Below are 16,739 nucleotides of genomic sequence, written 5' to 3' on the forward strand. Positions count from 1 at the left end.
CAGCTGGCCTGAGCCCCCGGTTCGGCATCGCGGTGATCCCCCGCGGCCCCCGGCCGGAACTGATCACACATCACGCAACCTGGCGGTTGCTGGTAAGTCCCTGCTGTGCAAGCAGAAACCGCGTTAAGCACAACCCCGGCGCTTTCCGACAAGAAAACTTGGCCCGCATTCAACGGATGGTGGGCGACGCGAGTGCGCCGGGCGCCGACGTGTGGCGGCTCGCCCGCACCCGGGCCGGCCTGAGCCGCGTGTGGTGGGCATGGCTTCCTGGAGCGAGGCCGCCTCTGCCGGGCTCGGGCTGCTGAAGACCGTCGATGCTGAAGGACTCGTCGCCCATCAGCCCGCCGCGTGCGGGCGCTGAGCGAAGGAAGTCGAGGCGTCGCCGATCTGTCACCCCGTCTTCACGAGCGCTGCCTACAGTGGCGCCGCGCACGACGTCCGAGCCCCTCTTCACTCTGTCCTACAGGAGACATCCATGTCCCGTTTCACGCCCGTCGCGGCTCTGCACGCGACCCAGGCGCGCCGCTGCTTGCGCGCATGCCGGGGAGCCGCACGATGAGCCGCCGCTCCTTCCTTCGCGCCAGCGCCGTGCTGGCCAGCTTTCCTCCCGCCATCGCGAGAGCGCTGGCCATCCCCGCCAATCAGCGCACGCGCAGCCTGGAGGATGTCGAGCACATCGTCGTGCTGACGCAGGAGAACCGCAGCTTCGACCACTACTTCGGCACCCTGGCCGGCGTGCGGGGCTTCGGCGACCCGTTCCCCGCGCCGGTCAAGGACCGTCCGGGCCTGTTCACCCGCAAGAGCGTGTTCGTGCAGCCGACCCAGGGGGGCAATCCGGTGCCGGGCCGGCCTGACTGGGGCCAGCGCCGGGCGATCGCACCGTTCCCCTTGAATACGAGCCAGGACTTCGCGCTGATGCGCGTCGCCGGCACGCCGCACGCCTGGCTGGACGCCCAGCTCGCCTGGGACCACGGCCGCATGAACGACTGGTGCAACGCCAAGCAGAACCACTCGCTGGGCTACTTCAGCGAGGCCGACCTGCCGTTCCAGTTCGCACTGGCACGCGCCTTCACGCTGTGCGACCACTACCACTGCGCAACCCAGACCGGCACCAACACGAACCGTTTGTTCCTCTGGACCGGGCACAACGATCCGCTTGCCGTCGCCGGCGGCCCGTGTACCGACAACAGCCGCGAATGGTTCAACACCGATCGCGCCACGGACTACCGCTGGACGACCTATCCCGAGCGCCTGCAGGCTGCCGGTATCTCGTGGCAGGTCTACCAGAACATGTCGGACAACTTCACCGACAACCCGTTGGCCGGCTTCCGGCCCTTCCGCGATGCCTGGTACGAGCGTGCCGGCTATTCGCAGGCGCTGCGAGAACGTGGCATCAGCACGCGCGACCTCGATCTGCTCAAGGCCGACGTGCTCGCCAACCGTCTGCCGCAGGTCAGCTGGATCGTCGCGACGGCCGAAGGTTCGGAGCACCCGGGACCTTCGAGCCCGGCCTCTGGCGCCGACTACACGGCCCGCGTGCTCGACGCGCTGACGGCCAACCCGGAGGTCTGGAGCAAGACCGTCCTGTTCATCAACTTCGACGAGAACGACGGCTTCTTCGACCATGTGCCGCCGCCGGCTGTGCCGTCCTACGTCGCCTATGACGCCGACCCAGCCAAGGCGCAGCTGGCCGGTGCATCGACGGTCGATACGAGCGGTGAGTACCACCACGTGCTCAACGGCGCCGATGCACGCACCCACCATCGCCCCTACGGCCTCGGCCCGCGCGTGCCCATGTACGTGGTCTCGCCGTGGACCAAGGGCGGCTGGGTCAACTCGCAGGTGGCCGACCACAGCTCGGTGCTGCGCTTCATCGCCGCGCGCTTCGGTGTCCAGGAACCGCTGATCAGCCCGTGGCGGCGTGCGGTCTGCGGCGACCTGCAGTCCTGCTTCGACTTCGCCAACCCCGACGACGAGGGCTTCCTGCAGCTGCTGCCGGCCACGGCCGAGCGCCGCGCCCGCGCCCTGGCGCTGCCGGGCACCAAGGCGCCGACGGCGCCCGCCACACTCGCAGCGCCCGTGCAGCGGGCCGGCATTCGACCAGCGCGTTCGCTGCCCTACGACCTGCAGGTGCAGGCGCAGGTGCCTGAACACGGGGGTCAGGTCTTGCTGAGCTTTGAGAACACGGGCGAGCAGGGCGCGGTGTTCCATGTCTACGACCGGCTCGCGCTGGACCAGATGCCGCGGCGCTATACGGTCGAGGCGGGCAAGCAGTTGCAGGGCCGCTGGCCCACGGCCGCAGCCTATGACCTGTGGGTGCTCGGCCCCAATGGCTTCCACCGCCACGTTGCCGGCGATGTGCGGCGCCCGAGCGGCAGCGCCTTGCCCAGCCTCGTGCTGCGCACCGCGCGTGCCAGCGGCGAGCTCCTGATCGACCTCGTCAACGAGGGCGGCGCACCTTGCACCTTCGTGCTGCAAGCCAACAAGTACCTGTCCGCCACGCCGCGCGAAATCACCGTCGTGGCGCGCAGCCGCACGAGCCTGCGCATTCCGCTAGCCGCCAGCCAGAACTGGTACGACTTCAGCCTGCGCGTGAAGGGACTCGGCGGCTGGCTGCGCCGCTTCGCCGGCCACCTCGAGGACGGCAAGCCGTCCATCAGCGACCCGGCGCTGCAGGGCGCTGCCCGGCTCGATCAACCCACGACTGCATGAACGGAATCCTCATGAGCAAGAACACGACCTCTGCCCGGCACTGGCTCGGCGCTGCAATGCTGGCCCTGGCCGCCGTGGGCGCCCAGGCCGGCCCCGTGTATGGCAGCAACCTGATCGTCAACGGCGACGCCGAGACCGACGTGGCCTCCAGCTGGCTCGCCTTCGACGGCTATGCCCGCCCGCAGGCTGTCGCCTATGGCCCCAACTGGGTCCTGCCGACCCAGCCCGGTCCAGCGGATCGCGGCAAGCGCATGTTCGCCGGCGATGGCGCTCGCACGGCCGGCTACCAACTGCTGGACCTGGCCGGCACGTTGACGCGGCCGCTGTCCTTCAAGCTCAGCGGCTGGCTGGGCGGCTGGGCCTCCCAGGGCGACAACGCGCTGCTTTATGTCTCCTTCCTTGACGGCAGCGACAGCGAGATCGGCCATGCCACGATCGGGCCGGTGAAGCCGGGGGACCGCGGCAATGTCACCGGCCTGTTCTACCGCGAGGTCAGCGACTGGCTGCCCGTTGGCACCAGCCGGCTGATGTTCTCGCTGTCGATGGAACGCCTGGGCGGCGGGGACAACGACGGCTATGCCGACAACCTGGCTTTCGTGCTCGATGCTCCGGCGCCCTCGCTGGTGCCGGAACCGGCGGGCTTGAGCTGGCTCGTGCTGGGCGTGCTGGCCCTGGCGGTCGGCGCGCGCCGACGCAAGCCAGGGGCCTGACCCTCGATGGCCTTCCGCTCGGGCGGGCGCCGGGCCATCGGCCAGCCCAGGACCCGCCGGCTTGCGCCGCGGCTCATCGCCTGCCCTTTCTGTGGACGCGGCGCTGCCCCGCACGGGGTGGAGGCGGCGGTGCCGGCAGCGCTTCTGCGGGCTCCTGATGCGGGCTGCCGAGGCGCCGGAACCGGGGGCGCGGGCTGTCTGCTGCCAGGCGGACGGGCGGTTCGTCGCAACCACAGAGGCAGCGAAGCCGGGCCGCGCGCTCGCGCTGCCTGTGTGCAAGGGGGACGTGTCTGTTCATGGATGTCTGTTCAAGGCTCGGGCCGGGGCGGTCCAGGGGCGGGGGCAGGAGGGCACGCCGAGATCAATGCAGGCTGAAGCGGACGGGGTACTCGATCCAGGCCATCAGGCGCTGCTCTGCGCGCCGGGCGGGCAGGTAGGCGCAGGCCGTGGCGACCTGGCGCGCGGCCTCGTCCATCAGCCGCCACCCACTGGGATTCAGGACCTGCACTTCCGCTGCGCGGCCGTTCTCATCCACCCGGACGCGAACGACCACCCGGCCTTCGATGCCCCGGTCTCGCAGCAGGGCCGGGTAGTGGCGCTGCGCCTGCCGAGCCTGGCAGGCCAGGTGCTCGGGCGGCTGGGCAGCGGGAACCAGGGCCTGCGGCGCAGGATCCGGGGGCGAGGGGGCGGGATCGGGCTCCCGCGACGAGGCCTCGCGCATGCCCAGGCGTTCGGGCGAGGGGGCGTCCAGGGCCGCGGGCGAAGGAGAAGGCTGCGCCGTGCCGCCAGGCTGCAGTTCCGGGGGGGCGATGAGCAGGGGTGTCGGCGGCTGCAGGACCAGGGCCTGGGCCACCGTCGGAGGCCTGAGCCCTTTCTCTCGCCTGGCCTCGGGCTCTTGCAGGGCGGACAGGCGCAGGGCCAGGGTGGGACGGTCGGCGGCCAGGCCCTGGACGGCCGGTGGCCGTGGCGCGCCTGACCCAGCGGCGAGCAGAAGTCCACCGTGCAGCAGCACGGCAAAGGAGGCGGCCCAGCGGTTCATGCACACCTCGGCAGCCTCCCCACCCCGGCCTGCTGGAGCCTTGCCGCGCGAGGCGGCTCAGAGGCGTGTGCAAGCCGGTGGTCTGGCCGCTTTCCGGCACTGTCGGGGAGCGTGGGCTGGACGGACATGGCGGGCGCGGTCCTGACCTCAGAAGTCAGCGCGCAGCGACAGCTGCAGCTGCCGGCCTGGCGCCGTGTGGGCATCCAGCACGGGGCTGGTGGCAGCAATGCCTCGCACATCACTCCAGCGCCAGTACTTCCTGTCGCCCAGGTTGGTGATCAGGGCCGCGGCGCGCAGGGTCGGGTGGATGCGGTAGCTCAGGCCTACGTCGATCACGTCATAGGCGGGCGGCAGGAAGTGGCTGGCGCTGCTCGAGCGGCTGGCCTTCTTGGCGGCCACATGCTGCCAGGCAGCCTGCAGGTCCCAGTCGCCATGCTCCCAGCGCAGGGCCGTGCTCAGGCGTGTGGGCTGGACGGTGTCCAGCGGGGTATCGACGCCGGCGCGGGTGCTGTCGCCCCGGGTGTCGGCCAGGGCGGTGCTCAGGGACAGGCCGGCCAGGGGCTGCCAGACCAGGCGGAACTCCATGCCGCGGATGCGAGCCTGGCTGAGGTTGATGTACTGGAACACCAGCGGGTCTGCCGGAGTGCCACTGCCCTGGACCACGTTCTGGCTGATGAAGTCCCGGTAACGGTTCTGGTAGAGGCTCAGCTGCCAACGCAGGCGCTCGTCCAGCGTGCCGCGCACGCCCAGCTCCAGGCTGTTCGCGTGCTCCGGCTTGAGCTCCGAATTGCCGATGCTGCGGTAGCCCTGCGCCGGGTTGGCGAAGCCGTTGTTGACCTGGTCGGGCGTCGGGGCACGGAAACCCTGGGACCACTGCAGATAGGGCTGGAATGCCGGCAACGGGCGCCAGACCAGGCCCAGGCGGGGCGTCACGGCCTGGTCCGACAAGGAGACCACGCTGCCGCCGGTGTAGCCCTCGGCGGAGGGCTTGAGCGAGTAGCGCTCCAGGCGCAGGCCGGGGATGAGGCTGAAGTCGCCGAGTTCGAGCTCATCCTGGAGGTAGGCGCCGGCCAACAGGTAGTGGGTGTCGGGGAAGGGCTTGTTGGGAAAAGTCTCGCCAGCGGGTGGCACCGTGCCATCCCGCAGGGCGGTGACGGTGTTGCGGCTCAGCTCCAGGCCGTAGGTCAGCCGCTGTCCGGGCAACTGCGTCTGGGCCTGGGTGGTCATGCCCTGGACATGCTCCTTGTAGAAGCCGTCGCGGCTTCGGTCCGGCGCCGTGTAGCGGTCTTCCGCGGAGTGCTGGCGGGTCTTGCTGTCCTGCACATAGACCTGGGTGCGCAGCAGTTGCAGCCAGGCTGCGTTCAGGTCTTCATAGCGGTGTTCCAGCGACAGCCGGCGGCGGTCCAGGCGGTCCTGCGCCTGCAGGCCGATGACGGCCGTGGCGGGCGTCCTGGCGTCGATGACCGCGACGTTGGCACTGAGGACCTCCGTGTCCGTGTCCCGCTGGCGGGTTTCCAGCGTGGCCTGCAGCGCATGCCGGCTGTCGAGGCGCAGGCCCAGCTTGCCCAGCAGGCTGTGCGAGCGGATGTCCGTCGGGTTCGGGCGGGTTCGGTTCACGTTGGCCACCTCGCTGCGCCCCATGTTCTCTACCGCATGACCGCGGCGCACCACCGCGGCCAGCAGGCCCTGCCATGGGCCGGACGATGTGGCAAAGCCCGCGCTGAGCTTGGAGGAACGGTCCATGGAGTAGGCGCCCAGCGCGGCAAAGCCGGCCTGCCGCCGCCCCCGGGTCAGCAGATCCTCCGGAGACTGCGTGCGCAGGACCAGGGCGCCACCCAGGCCGTCGCTGCCGAACAGGGTGGACGCCGGCCCCCGCAGCACTTCGGCGCCGGCCAGCAGCTCGGTGTCGATGTAGTCGGCGCGTCCGCTGGCGAAGGCGCCGAAGCTGAAGCTCTGCGGCAGGCGAATGCCGTCCAGGCTCATCAGGACCTGGTTGCCTTCCAGCCCGCGGATATTGATGCCTTCATTGCCCGCGCGCCCTGTCGCGGCGCCCGCTGCGGTGAAGCGCCCGGTGGTGGCCCGCACGGCGATGTCCACCTCCGCGTCCAGCATGTCCTTGAGGTCACGGGCGTCGCGCTGCTTCAGCCGCTGGCTGTCATAGACGGTGACGGTGTTGGGCACCGCTTCGACGCTGCGCTCGGTGCGCGTGGCACTGACGGTCACCTCGGCAAGCTGTCGAGGCTCGGCCGAAGAGGTGGAGGAGGGCGTCTCAGCGGTGCTGGGAGTGGCGGCGAGCGCGGCCAGGGCGCCGAGCGCCAGCGCGATCGGAGTCTTGCGCAGCATGGATCAGTCCTTGGGGATGTGGCACGGGCTGGCGACGCTGGCTGGCTGGTGCGAATGAATCAGTAAAGGGGGTGTCCGGAAGGCCCGGAACGCGGGGGCAAGCCCGCCGGTGTGCGCGCGACTCAGCGGCGGGAAGCCGGTCCAGGGGTCGTGACGAGGCGGGCAGTTGCACAGCCCAGCGCGTCCAGTCAGGGCGACACAAAGCTGGTCTTGCCCGCCTTCTGCTCGTCCTCGGCGATCTTCATATCGAGTTCGTCGATCACGTCGTCTTGGTTGCGGTCATGCAGCTTGAACATGTGCCGGCCGGTGGCCTGGAACTCTTCCAGGCTGATGCTGCCGTTCTTGTCGGTGTCCAGCACGCCGAAGCGGACCTTGGCCTGGCGCATCTGGCGCTGTAGTTCCTCGCGGCGCTTCTCCGGATCGGCGATCTTGCCGACGCGCAGCATCAGCCGGCCCTCGAACTCGCCCAGGTATTCGGCCTCGCTCAGCTGGCCATCGGCGTTGAAGTCGATGCGGACGAACTCGAGCTGGCGGCCGAGCCGGAACTCATCGGGTAGCACCTTGCCGTCGCCGTTGAGGTCCTGCTCGCTGATGAAGGTGCTTGTGGAATGGGAGGCGGCCAGGGCCGGCAGCGCCAGGAAGGCCAGCAGAATGGGGGGCAGGGCATGTTTCATGGGGGTGCGCCTCAGGGCTGGGCTTGGACTTCGATGGTGAGCGTGGCGGTGTTGCTCAGCCATAGCGTGGGTTTGTCGGGGGAGGGGCGGCGCACACGGACCTGCAGCAGGTAGACGCCGGCGGCCTGCGGCTTGAAGCTCACTTCGCCGGCGGCGTTGGTGCTGAAGTGCTGCTCGGCCTGTTTCTGGCTGGCATAGCTTTGGCCGTCGGCGATCAGAGTCAGGGTTTCGCCAGCCAGGGGCTTGCGGTTCTCCCGCACCCGCACGGTGACGGTTTCGCCCGCGTAGAGGTCGTAGGGCCGGGTGACCGGGTAGATCTCCAGGCCGTCGGTGTCGAAGTCCACAGCGCTGGGGCGGCCCCGGCTGACGTAGACATCGGCGCGCGTCAGGCTCTGCACCTCGACGGGGGTGTCACCCGGCAGCGGGTCTTCCTGTTGCTCGGTGAAGTGCAGCTGGCCCCGGCGCAGCAGGGCCTTGGCCAGTCGGCCCTTTCTGACACCTGATGACACCAGGTAGGTGCCGCTGGCATCCAGGGGGACCTCAAGATAGCTGGCGTCCTTCAGAACGGCAGCTGGCACCAGCGGCTGCCTGCGTCCGTCAGGGCCAATCACATGGAAGCTGTCGGACTTCATCGCTACATCGGGGCGCAGCTCACCTTCAGCGAAGGAGGCTTCGACGGTGACGTGCTTGCGCTGCTGTTCGGCATTGAAGGTATTGGGCTTCAGGTAGGGCGAATGGGCCTGGGCAGCACTGCCCAGCAGCAGCGGCGTCAGCCAGAGGCCCAGGGTTTTCAGCCGGGTGAGGAGCATGGTGTGGGGGCGGCAGGAGGTGGGGTGATGCGCTGCTCGATTGAGTGCGTTTTATTGCAACTATAAATGAGAACGATTTGTATTTGCAAGAACACGTCGATTGGATCACGGGAGGCGGATCGCGGAGCTTGGCTGCGAGAGCTTTTGCCCGGATGCCCGACCACTCGCCGCTGCTGAACGTCATCGACTCTGAGAAAATGGCGGACCCCACCTTGGCTGATGCGGACTTGGGCAAGGGCCTTGCCTCCTGCAGCTAAGACCGATGCCGTGCTTGTGACAGGCTGCAGAACCCCGCCACACCCGGGGCGCTTGAAAACGCAGAAATCCGCCGAAGTCCCCAAAGTCCAGAATGATGCAGACCCAAGAAAATCAAGCACCGGAGCGCGAAGCTTCCCCATGGCGACTGAGCGTGGCGCCCATGCTGGACTGGACGGATCGCCACTGCCGCTACTTCCACCGCCTGCTGACCCGCGAGACCCTGCTGTACACCGAGATGGTGACCACGGGCGCTCTGCTGCATGGCGACCAGCCGCGCCACCTGGACTTCAGCGAGGAGGAGCACCCGGTCGCGCTGCAGTTGGGCGGCAGCGAGCCGGCGGACCTGGCCGCCTGCGCGAAGCTGGCCGAGCGTTGGGGCTATGACGAGGTCAATCTCAACTGCGGTTGCCCCAGCGAGCGTGTGCAACGCGGGGCCTTCGGGGCCTGCCTGATGGCCGAGCCGGAGCTGGTGGCCGACGGCGTCAAGGCCATGCGGGATGCCGTCAGCATCCCGGTGACGGTCAAGCACCGGATCGGCATCGACAAGATCGAGAGCTATGAGTTCGTGCGCGATTTCGTGGGCCGCATCGCCGAGGCCGGCTGCGAGGTCTTCATCGTCCATGCGCGCAATGCCTGGCTCAAGGGGCTCTCGCCCAAGGAGAACCGCGAGGTGCCGCCCCTGCGCTACGCCTTGGTGCACCAGCTCAAGCGCGAGTTCCCGCACCTGACCATCGTGATCAACGGCGGTCTCAAGACGGACGAGGAGATCGCCGAGCAACTGCAGCACGTGGACGGCGTGATGGTGGGCCGTCAGGCCTACCACGAACCCTGGCAGATGGCCGGCTGGGACCAGCGCTTCTTCGGCACACCCGGCCCGGCCCGGAGCCGTGAGCAGGTCGAGCAGGCCTGGGTGCAGTACCTGGAGCGCGTGGTCCAGGCTGGAAGGCCCTGGCCGCAGGCCATGCGCCACGCTCTGGGTCTCTACAACGGCCTGGGCGGCGCACGGCGCTGGCGCCAGATCTGGTCCGATCACAAGCTCAAGGGCCTGCGGCCCGGCGAGGTGGCTCTGCAGGCCAGCGAGGCGCGTTCGCAGCAGGCCGGCCTGCGTCCTGTGAGCCTGCTGGTGGCCTGAGAGCGCCCATGAACCCCATCGCCGAAGGCGGGGAGGGCGCCGCCGAACCTGGCAGCCTGCCCCTCATGCTCCAGTACCTGTGCTTCGAGACTGCCCTGGGCCTGTGCGGCCTGGCCTGGTCGGCACAGGGCCTGGTTGGCGCCCAGCTGCCCGAGGCCAGCCGGGGCGAGACGCGCGATCGCATGCGCCAGCGTTTCCCCTCGGCGCACAAGGCCCGGGAGGGCGACGCGGTGCCCGCTTTCGTGCAGGACGCCATGGACTGCGTGAAGGCGCTGGTCAGCGGGCAGCCGGCCGTCGTGAGCCGCGTGGTGCTGGACGAGCGCGCCCTGACGCCATTCCAGCGCGCGCTGTTCACCCTGGCCCGCCAGATTCCCCAGGGCCAGACCCGCAGCTATGGCGAGCTGGCCGCACTGCTGAAGATGCCGGGCGGGGCGCGCGCCGTCGGCCAGGCCATGGGGCAGAACCCCTTTGCGCCCATCGTGCCCTGCCACCGCGTGCTGCCGGCCGCGGGGGGGCGGGGCGGCCTGGGCGGCTTCTCCGCGCATGGCGGCGCGGTGACCAAGGCTCGCCTGCTTGCGCTGGAAGCCCAGGCCACTGGGCAGTGGGTGGGGCAGCAGGGCAGCCTGGATCTGGATCATTTTTGAGGGCGGTGCGGCCCTGCCGGCGTGGCGTGGATGCGTCGCTGGGGCCGCGGTCTTGATCTGGATAAAGGTCACGCAATTGCGAATTGTTATCATTGCGCTTGCTAATCCAAGTGCAAACCATGCTTCGCTCCGCTCAGACGCGCGTCCAGCCTTCGCTCTCTCACGCTGAATACGCCCAAACTCCGACTGTGAATTCCTTGTTGACGATGGCTTCGGCGCTCATGCTGAGCCTCGTCCTCAGCGCCTGCGGTGGCGGTGGCAGCGCTGCTAGCCCCGCGCCCGCGCCCGCTGACAGCGGCCTGAGCAGCCGGGCGCTGCTGGGGGAGAAGATCTTCAAGGACGTCAGCCTCTCCGGTTCCGGCCAGCAGGCCTGCATCAGCTGCCACACGCCGGAGACCGGCCATGCCGGCGCCCTGAACGGCAAGCCCACCGAGCCGGGCGGCGTGATGATGGAGCTGGAGGGCGGGCGCACCGCGCCAGGACTGCGCTATCTGGCGGGCAACAAGTCCTTCAACTTCGACAAGGAAGGCACGCCCAATGGCGGCTTTTTCTGGGACGGTCGAGCCAGCAGCCTCATGGATCAGTCCGGCAAGCCTTTCTTCAATCCCAAGGAGATGGCCAATGCCAGCGTGGAGGACCTGATCGCCCGCCTGGCTCGTACCAGCTACGCCGCCGAGTTCAAGAAGGAGTTCGGCGCCGACATCTTCAAGAGCCCCACGGACGCTCTGCAGCGCATGCAGCTGGCCTTGCAGGCCTACCAGCTGGAGGACGCGGAGTTCCGCCCCTACAGCAGCAAGTACGACGAGTTCCTGCGCGGCCGCACCGCCCTGAGCGAGCAGGAGCTGCGTGGCCTGGCCCTCTTCAACGCCAAGACCAAGGGCAACTGCGCGGCCTGCCATCCCTCTGCCAAGGGCGCCGATGGCAGCTTCCCGCTTTTCACCGACTTCAGCTATGACGCCCTGGGTGTGCCGCGCAACACCGCCCTGGCCCAGAACGCCGATCCGACCTTCTTCGATCTGGGCCTGTGCGCCCGCGACGGCGGTGACCTGCTGGCCCGCCAGGACCTCTGCGGCGCCTTCAAGGTGCCCTCGCTGCGCAATGTGGCCCAGCGCAAGGCCTACTTCCACAACGGCCGCTTCAGCAGCCTGCGCGAGGTTGTGAGCTTCTACGTGCAGCGCGACGTCTACCCTGAGAAGTGGTACCCGCGTCTGGCCGACGGCAGCATCGACAAGTTCAACGACCTGCCCGTGGCCCTGCGCCGCAACGTCAACACCAGCGAAGGCCCCTACAACCGCAAGCCCGGTGATGCACCGGCGCTGGACGAGTCCGAGATCGACGACGTGGTCGCCTTCCTGCGCACGCTCAGCGACGGCTACGCCCGCTGACCCCCCATCCAAGACCGTTAAATTGCCCCTCATGAATAAGAAGACCCTGCCTCTGCTCAGCACACTGAGCCTCAGCCTGATGCTGGCCCTGCAACCTGCCCAGGCCCAGACCGCCACCGAGCAGGAGCTGCTGCGCCGCGTGGACCAACTGGCCGCCGAGCTGAACAAGCTGCGCGCCGAGCTCACCCAGGTCCAGCAGCAGCGTGCCGCAGAGGCCGCCAAGCCCGCGCCGGCGCCGCTTGCTCCGGTCTCGATCCCGCCCGCGTTCGCCGAGGCGCAACGCCCTGCGGCCGCGCCGGCCACCGTGCTGAGCGGCTATGCCGAGCTGAACTACAACCGCCCGACCAAGAGCAGCAAGGACGCCCAGGCCGACCTGCGCCGCCTGGTGCTGGGCTATCAGCACCGCTTCGACGAGAAGACCAAGGTCGTGGCCGAGATCGAGGTGGAGCACGCCGTGGCCTCGGCCGACGATGCCGGCGAGGTGGCCATCGAGCAGGCCTATGTCGAGCACCAGTTCCATCCGAACTGGGCCGTGCGTGGCGGCCTCTTCCTGGTGCCCATGGGACTGATCAACGAGAACCACGAGCCCACCGCCTACTACGGCGTGGAACGCAACTTCGTCGAGACCGCCATCATCCCCAGCACCTGGCGTGAAGGCGGCATCCAGCTGGTGGGCCAGTTGGACAGCGGCTGGACTCTGCAGGGAGGCATCGCCACCGGCTTTGACCTGAACAAGTGGGACGCCAGCAGCAGCGAGGGCCGCGAGTCCCCGCTGGGCTCGATCCACCAGGAGATGGCCCAGGCGCGCTCGCGTGACCTGTCCTTCTTCGGCGCGGCCAACTACCGTGGCATCCCGGGCCTGCTGCTGGGCGGCTCCGTTTTCACCGGCCTGGCCACGCACAAGCAGCAGGCCAGCGAGTCCCGCATCACCCTGTGGGACCTGCACGCCCGCTGGACGCCCGGCGCCTGGGACCTCTCGGCCCTCTACAGCCGCGGCACCATCTCCAACACCGCGGCGCTGAACCTGCCCCTGGTCGGTGGCGACAGCCTCATCCCCTCGCGCTTCGATGGCGCCTATGTGCAGGCTGCCTACAAGCTGTGGGAGCAGGGCAGCTACGTACTCAAGCCCTTCGTGCGTTGGGAGCGCTTCAACACCGCGGCTGCCTATGCCGAGCTCGGTACGGGCCTGACGCCCGAGGTGCTGGCGGCCGAGCAGGTCTACACCCTCGGGGCGAACTTCGAGTTCGCGCCGGGCGTGGTGTTCAAGGCCGATGTGCAGCGCTTCAAGCAGAACAAGGACCTGAACCGCCTCAACCTCGGTCTGGGCTGGAGCTTCTGATGCAGCTGCGCCTGGCCGCCACCGCCGCGCTGGCCCTTTCACCTGCGGGGGCGTTCGCCGTGGACTACATGACGGCCGAGGCGGCGTCCAGGCTGATGTTCGCCGAGGCCGAACGCTTCGAGATCCGCGACTGGCAGTTGGACGCCACCCAGGCTCAGGCCATTGCCGCGCTGGGCGTCAAGCCGCGCAGCGCGCAGTGGAGGCTGCGCCTGGCCTACAAGGGCAAAGAACTTCTCGGGGTCGTGGTCGCTGACGACGTGCTGGGCAAGTTCGAGCTGATCAGCTATGCCGTGGGCATCGGTGCGGACGGCAAGGTGCGCGGTGTGGAGATCCTCTCCTACCGCGAAAGCCATGGACACGAGGTGCGCACGCCGGCCTGGCGCAAGCAGTTCCTGGGCAAGGCCCAGGGCGCGCCGCTGAAGCTGGGCGATGACATCGCCAACATTTCGGGCGCCACACTGTCCTGCGGTCATGTGACCGAGGGTGTGAAGCGCATTGTGGCGGTGGTTGAGCAGGCGCGGCGCAGCGGTGTGCTCAGCTGAGGCCATGGGGAGCGGCCTGCTGCCGCCCCTGCAGCGACGGGCCCGGCCGGCGCTGGGCACGGTGGTGGAGCTGGCCCTGCGCCATCCCGATCCCCAGGCCGGCGCGCAGCGCCTCGAGGCGGGCTTCGCCTTGCTGGAGCGCCTGGAAGGGCAGCTGAGCCGGTTCCAGTCGGCCAGCGACATCGCCCGCTTCAATGCCTTGCCAGGCGGCACCAGCTTAGCCCTTCAGCCCGCCACTCAGCGGGTGATGGCCGCAGCGGCCTGGCTGCGTGATCGCAGCGGCGGCCGTTTCGACCCCACGCTGGGCAGCGGGGTGCGGCGCTGGCATCTGCGCGACGGCCGGCTGCACAAGACGCAGGACGGCGTGCAGCTGGACCTGGGCGGCATCGCCAAGGGCTTCATCGTCGATCGCGTGGTGGCGCAGCTGCGCCGCGGCGGTGCCGTCTGCGGCTGCGTCAATGCGGGCGGCGATTTGCATGTCTTCGGCCCGGAACCGGTGCCGCTGCTGCTGCGCGACGAAACCCGCGGCGGCCTGCGCGAGTTCGGCCAGTTGGCCGATGGCGCCTTCGCCAGCAGCCACTACGCGCCGGACAGCCGCAGCCGGCTGCACGGCCTGGATCCGGGCGATGCCGTGCAGGTGGCCGTGGCGGCGCCCTCCGCCCTGTGGGCCGATGCCTTGTGCAAGCTGGCGGGCCTGGGTGCACTGGGCATCCCGGCGGCGCCCGGCCCTGAGCGAGAATCCGCGCTGCTCACGCGCCTGCAGGCCCGGGTCTGGATCTGGCGGCACTGAGCGCCCCGATTCCGCCTTGACCTTCCATGCGCGCTCCTCTGCTCAAACTGCCCGGCTGGCACAAGCGCTGGCTGTACACCAGCTTCACGGTGCTGGCCGCTTCCGGCCTGGCCTGGCTGCTGCTGCATTACGGGCGCGATGCCGACACGTTGCCGCCACCGGCCGAGGCCTGGCTGCTGCGCCTGCACGGCCTGGCCAGCATGCTGGTGCTGCTGGGTCTGGGCATGGTTGCGGGCAGCCATGTGCCGGCGGGCTGGCGGCTCAGTGCCCAGGCCGGACGCCTGGGGCAGCGACGCAGCGGCCTGTGGCTCTGCGCGGTGCTGGCGGTCGTGGTGCTGACGGCCTACGGGCTGCTTTACCTGGTTCCCGAGGCCTGGCATGAGGCCACAGGCTGGTTGCATGCCGGGCTGGCGGCCAGCCTCGTCCTGCTGTGGGCCTGGCACCGGCCGCGGCGCCATCGCCCGGGCGGCTGATCAGTCCCAGGGCGCGGGTTCTGCGGCGCCGCTGTTCGCTGCCGTCGGCGTCGATGAGGCAGGGGCCGATGCGGCCGGCACGGCCTGCTCCTTCTGCAGCTGCAGGCTCACGCCCTGCAGGGCGGCCGCGGCGAAGTCATGCTCGCCGCCCAGGCCGTAGACCAGGTCCGGCAGCAGCTGGGAGAGCTCGCCCGTGGCCAGGGCCGCGTCGGCGTCGAAGGCCTCGTCCTTGCTGGGCTTGTCACGGCCTTCGAAGACGATGTCCAGGAAGGCGATCTTCTTGATGGACAGGGTGTCCGTCAGCAGGAAGGAGACGCGGTCGCGCCAGGTCAGGGCCAGCTTGGTGGGGCGCTTGCCGGCGGCCAGATGCTGGCGGACTTCCTCGATGTCCAGCGGGTGGCGGGCATAGCGCACCACGGACTTCATCTCGTCCTCGCTCTTGAGCTCGCACTCGCGATCGACGGTGAAGCCGGCCGGCGGCACGCCGTCCGAGAGCCAGGCTGCCATGCAAGCCGCGGGCGTTTCGGCGGTCTGCAGCAGCTGCACGACCAGACTGGGCAGGCACTTGACCAGCAGGGTGATGAGTTCGTCTGCCTTGCTGACCGACCCGGCGTCCACCATCAGCAGGCGCTGCTTCACGTCGATCCAGACGCGCGTGGCGCCCTGCTTGGTGAAGGCCTGGGGCAGCAGCTCCTGCGTGACCTGCTCCTTGAGCTCGTTCTTGACCTTCTTGCCGGGCTTGCGGCCGGTCTCCTGCTCGATGCGCTCGCACAGCTCATCGACCTTGCGGCGCACGACGGAGCCGGGCAGCACGCGCTGCTCTACCTGCAGCTTCAGCAGCCAATGGCCGCCCACGTCCTCGATCAGCGGGGCATGCGCGATGCCGCGCGGCGAGACCCAGCCCGCCGACAGCGGCTGCGTGGCCCCACAGGGCACGAAGCGCTCGGGCTCGAGCGCTTCTTCGATCTCCTCGATCGTGGCCTGCCATTCAGGCGCGATGCGGTACAGCAGGAGACTCTTGAACACGGACGACCTCTCTCAAGCAAAAACGCCCCGGCGGGGCGCTCAACGATTCATTCCCAGGGCCGCGCGCGGCGGCCGACTGGCGTGGATTGTCGCTCAGCCGGGAGGCGGATCCGCCTGGGAGCGGTCCCCTTTACAAGCCGTCGTAAATGGGGGCCGACATCGCGCGACGCTCAGGTGCCCGCGGCCTTCGCTTCCTCGGCCGCGATCTGCCGCAGGGCCTGGGCGAAGACCTCGGGCGGCTGGCCGCCCTGCAGCAGGTAGCGCTGGTTGATGACCAGGGCCGGCACGGAGCTGATGCCCTGCGCATGCCAGAAGGACTCCTGTTCGCGCACGGCCTCGGCGTAGGCTTCGCTGTCCAGTACCGCCGAGGCGGCGGCCGGGTCCAGCCCGGCGCTCTCGGCGGCGGCCAGCAGTACATCGCGGGCGCCCGGGTTGCGCCCCTCGGTGAAGTAGGCGGTGAACAGGGCCAGCTTCAGCGCCTTCTGCCTGGCCAGGTCTGCTTCACCGGCCCAGTGCAGCAGGCGGTGGGCGTCGAAGGTGTTGTAGATGCGGTCCCGAGCGCCCTTGGTGAAGCTGAAGCCCAGTGCGGCACCGCGCTGGCGGATCTGCTCTCGGGTCTGGTCCAACTGGGCCGGGCTGGCGCCGTACTTGCGGGCCAGGTGGGCATTGATCTCCTCGCCCTCGGCCGGCATCTGCGGGTTCAGCTCAAAGGGCTGGAAGCGGATCTCGGCCTGCACGTCGGGCACCTGGGTCAGGGCCTGTTCCAGGGACTTGAGCCCGATGGCGCACCAGGGGCAGGAAACATCGGAGACGAAATCGATCTTGAGCATGGGGTCGATGGTAGTCCGCGGCGGCGCGGCCTG

The 16,739-nt window shown here is 69.2% G+C and carries 15 protein-coding genes; 9 read left to right on the forward strand and 6 right to left on the reverse strand.

Going from position 1 to position 16,739, the window contains the following annotated elements; all coding sequences use genetic code 11:
• The first annotated feature begins 555 nt into the window (after positions 1 to 555).
• Positions 556 to 2,712: a phosphocholine-specific phospholipase C gene (locus H5407_RS13665; RefSeq protein ID WP_220800614.1), complete on the forward strand. Its 2,157-nt coding sequence runs from the start codon at positions 556 to 558 to the stop codon at positions 2,710 to 2,712.
• 11 nt (positions 2,713 to 2,723) lie between these two features.
• Positions 2,724 to 3,422: a hypothetical protein gene (locus H5407_RS13670; RefSeq protein ID WP_255501238.1), complete on the forward strand. Its 699-nt coding sequence runs from the start codon at positions 2,724 to 2,726 to the stop codon at positions 3,420 to 3,422.
• 361 nt (positions 3,423 to 3,783) lie between these two features.
• Here the strand turns inward: H5407_RS13670 and H5407_RS13675 are convergent, their stop codons facing one another.
• From H5407_RS13675 to H5407_RS13690, 4 genes are all read right to left on the reverse strand, one after another.
• Positions 3,784 to 4,461, reverse strand: coding sequence for a TonB family protein (locus H5407_RS13675; RefSeq protein WP_183105010.1), 678 nt, complete (start codon positions 4,459 to 4,461; stop codon positions 3,784 to 3,786).
• Positions 4,462 to 4,608: 147 nt separating this feature from the next.
• Positions 4,609 to 6,804: a TonB-dependent hemoglobin/transferrin/lactoferrin family receptor gene (locus H5407_RS13680; RefSeq protein ID WP_183105011.1), complete on the reverse strand. Its 2,196-nt coding sequence runs from the start codon at positions 6,802 to 6,804 to the stop codon at positions 4,609 to 4,611.
• A 188-nt stretch (positions 6,805 to 6,992) separates the two neighbouring features.
• Positions 6,993 to 7,478 (reverse strand): hypothetical protein, encoded by a 486-nt coding sequence (locus H5407_RS13685; protein WP_183105012.1) that lies wholly within the window; start codon positions 7,476 to 7,478, stop codon positions 6,993 to 6,995.
• 11 nt (positions 7,479 to 7,489) lie between these two features.
• Positions 7,490 to 8,287 (reverse strand): DUF4198 domain-containing protein, encoded by a 798-nt coding sequence (locus H5407_RS13690; protein WP_183105013.1) that lies wholly within the window; start codon positions 8,285 to 8,287, stop codon positions 7,490 to 7,492.
• A gap of 352 nt (positions 8,288 to 8,639) precedes the next feature.
• On the opposite strand from H5407_RS13690, the gene dusA reads away from it, so the two are divergent.
• The 7 genes from dusA to H5407_RS13725 all read left to right on the forward strand — a co-directional run bounded on the left by dusA (position 8,640) and on the right by H5407_RS13725 (position 14,850).
• Positions 8,640 to 9,677, forward strand: coding sequence for a tRNA dihydrouridine(20/20a) synthase DusA (gene dusA, locus H5407_RS13695; protein WP_183105093.1), 1,038 nt, complete (start codon positions 8,640 to 8,642; stop codon positions 9,675 to 9,677).
• An 8-nt stretch (positions 9,678 to 9,685) separates the two neighbouring features.
• On the forward strand, positions 9,686 to 10,321 hold the full coding sequence (locus H5407_RS13700) for a methylated-DNA--[protein]-cysteine S-methyltransferase (protein WP_255501239.1): 636 nt from the start codon (positions 9,686 to 9,688) through the stop codon (positions 10,319 to 10,321).
• A gap of 221 nt (positions 10,322 to 10,542) precedes the next feature.
• The gene (locus H5407_RS13705) at positions 10,543 to 11,706 is read left to right on the forward strand and encodes a cytochrome-c peroxidase (RefSeq protein ID WP_183105014.1); all 1,164 of its coding nucleotides are present in this window, start codon (positions 10,543 to 10,545) and stop codon (positions 11,704 to 11,706) included.
• A 31-nt stretch (positions 11,707 to 11,737) separates the two neighbouring features.
• On the forward strand, positions 11,738 to 13,045 hold the full coding sequence (locus tag H5407_RS13710; RefSeq protein WP_183105015.1) for a hypothetical protein: 1,308 nt from the start codon (positions 11,738 to 11,740) through the stop codon (positions 13,043 to 13,045).
• Positions 13,045 to 13,587: an FMN-binding protein gene (locus tag H5407_RS13715; protein WP_183105016.1), complete on the forward strand. Its 543-nt coding sequence runs from the start codon at positions 13,045 to 13,047 to the stop codon at positions 13,585 to 13,587. The genes H5407_RS13710 and H5407_RS13715 overlap by 1 nt, the downstream gene beginning before the upstream one ends.
• Positions 13,588 to 13,591: 4 nt before the next feature.
• Complete coding sequence (locus H5407_RS13720; RefSeq protein WP_183105017.1) at positions 13,592 to 14,377, forward strand: FAD:protein FMN transferase; 786 nt, start codon at positions 13,592 to 13,594, stop codon at positions 14,375 to 14,377.
• Between the two features lie 26 nt (positions 14,378 to 14,403).
• The gene (locus H5407_RS13725) at positions 14,404 to 14,850 is read left to right on the forward strand and encodes a hypothetical protein (RefSeq protein WP_183105018.1); all 447 of its coding nucleotides are present in this window, start codon (positions 14,404 to 14,406) and stop codon (positions 14,848 to 14,850) included.
• On the opposite strand, the gene H5407_RS13730 is transcribed toward H5407_RS13725, so the two are convergent.
• Positions 14,851 to 15,876 carry a recombination-associated protein RdgC gene (locus tag H5407_RS13730; protein ID WP_183105019.1) on the reverse strand — a complete coding sequence of 342 codons (1,026 nt, stop codon included), beginning with the start codon at positions 15,874 to 15,876 and terminating at the stop codon, positions 14,851 to 14,853.
• 170 nt (positions 15,877 to 16,046) lie between these two features.
• The gene (locus H5407_RS13735) at positions 16,047 to 16,706 is read right to left on the reverse strand and encodes a DsbA family oxidoreductase (protein WP_183105020.1); all 660 of its coding nucleotides are present in this window, start codon (positions 16,704 to 16,706) and stop codon (positions 16,047 to 16,049) included.
• Between the last annotated feature and the right edge of the window lie 33 nt (positions 16,707 to 16,739).

The organism is Mitsuaria sp. WAJ17, from assembly GCF_014174515.1.
Classification (GTDB): domain Bacteria; phylum Pseudomonadota; class Gammaproteobacteria; order Burkholderiales; family Burkholderiaceae_C; genus Roseateles_B.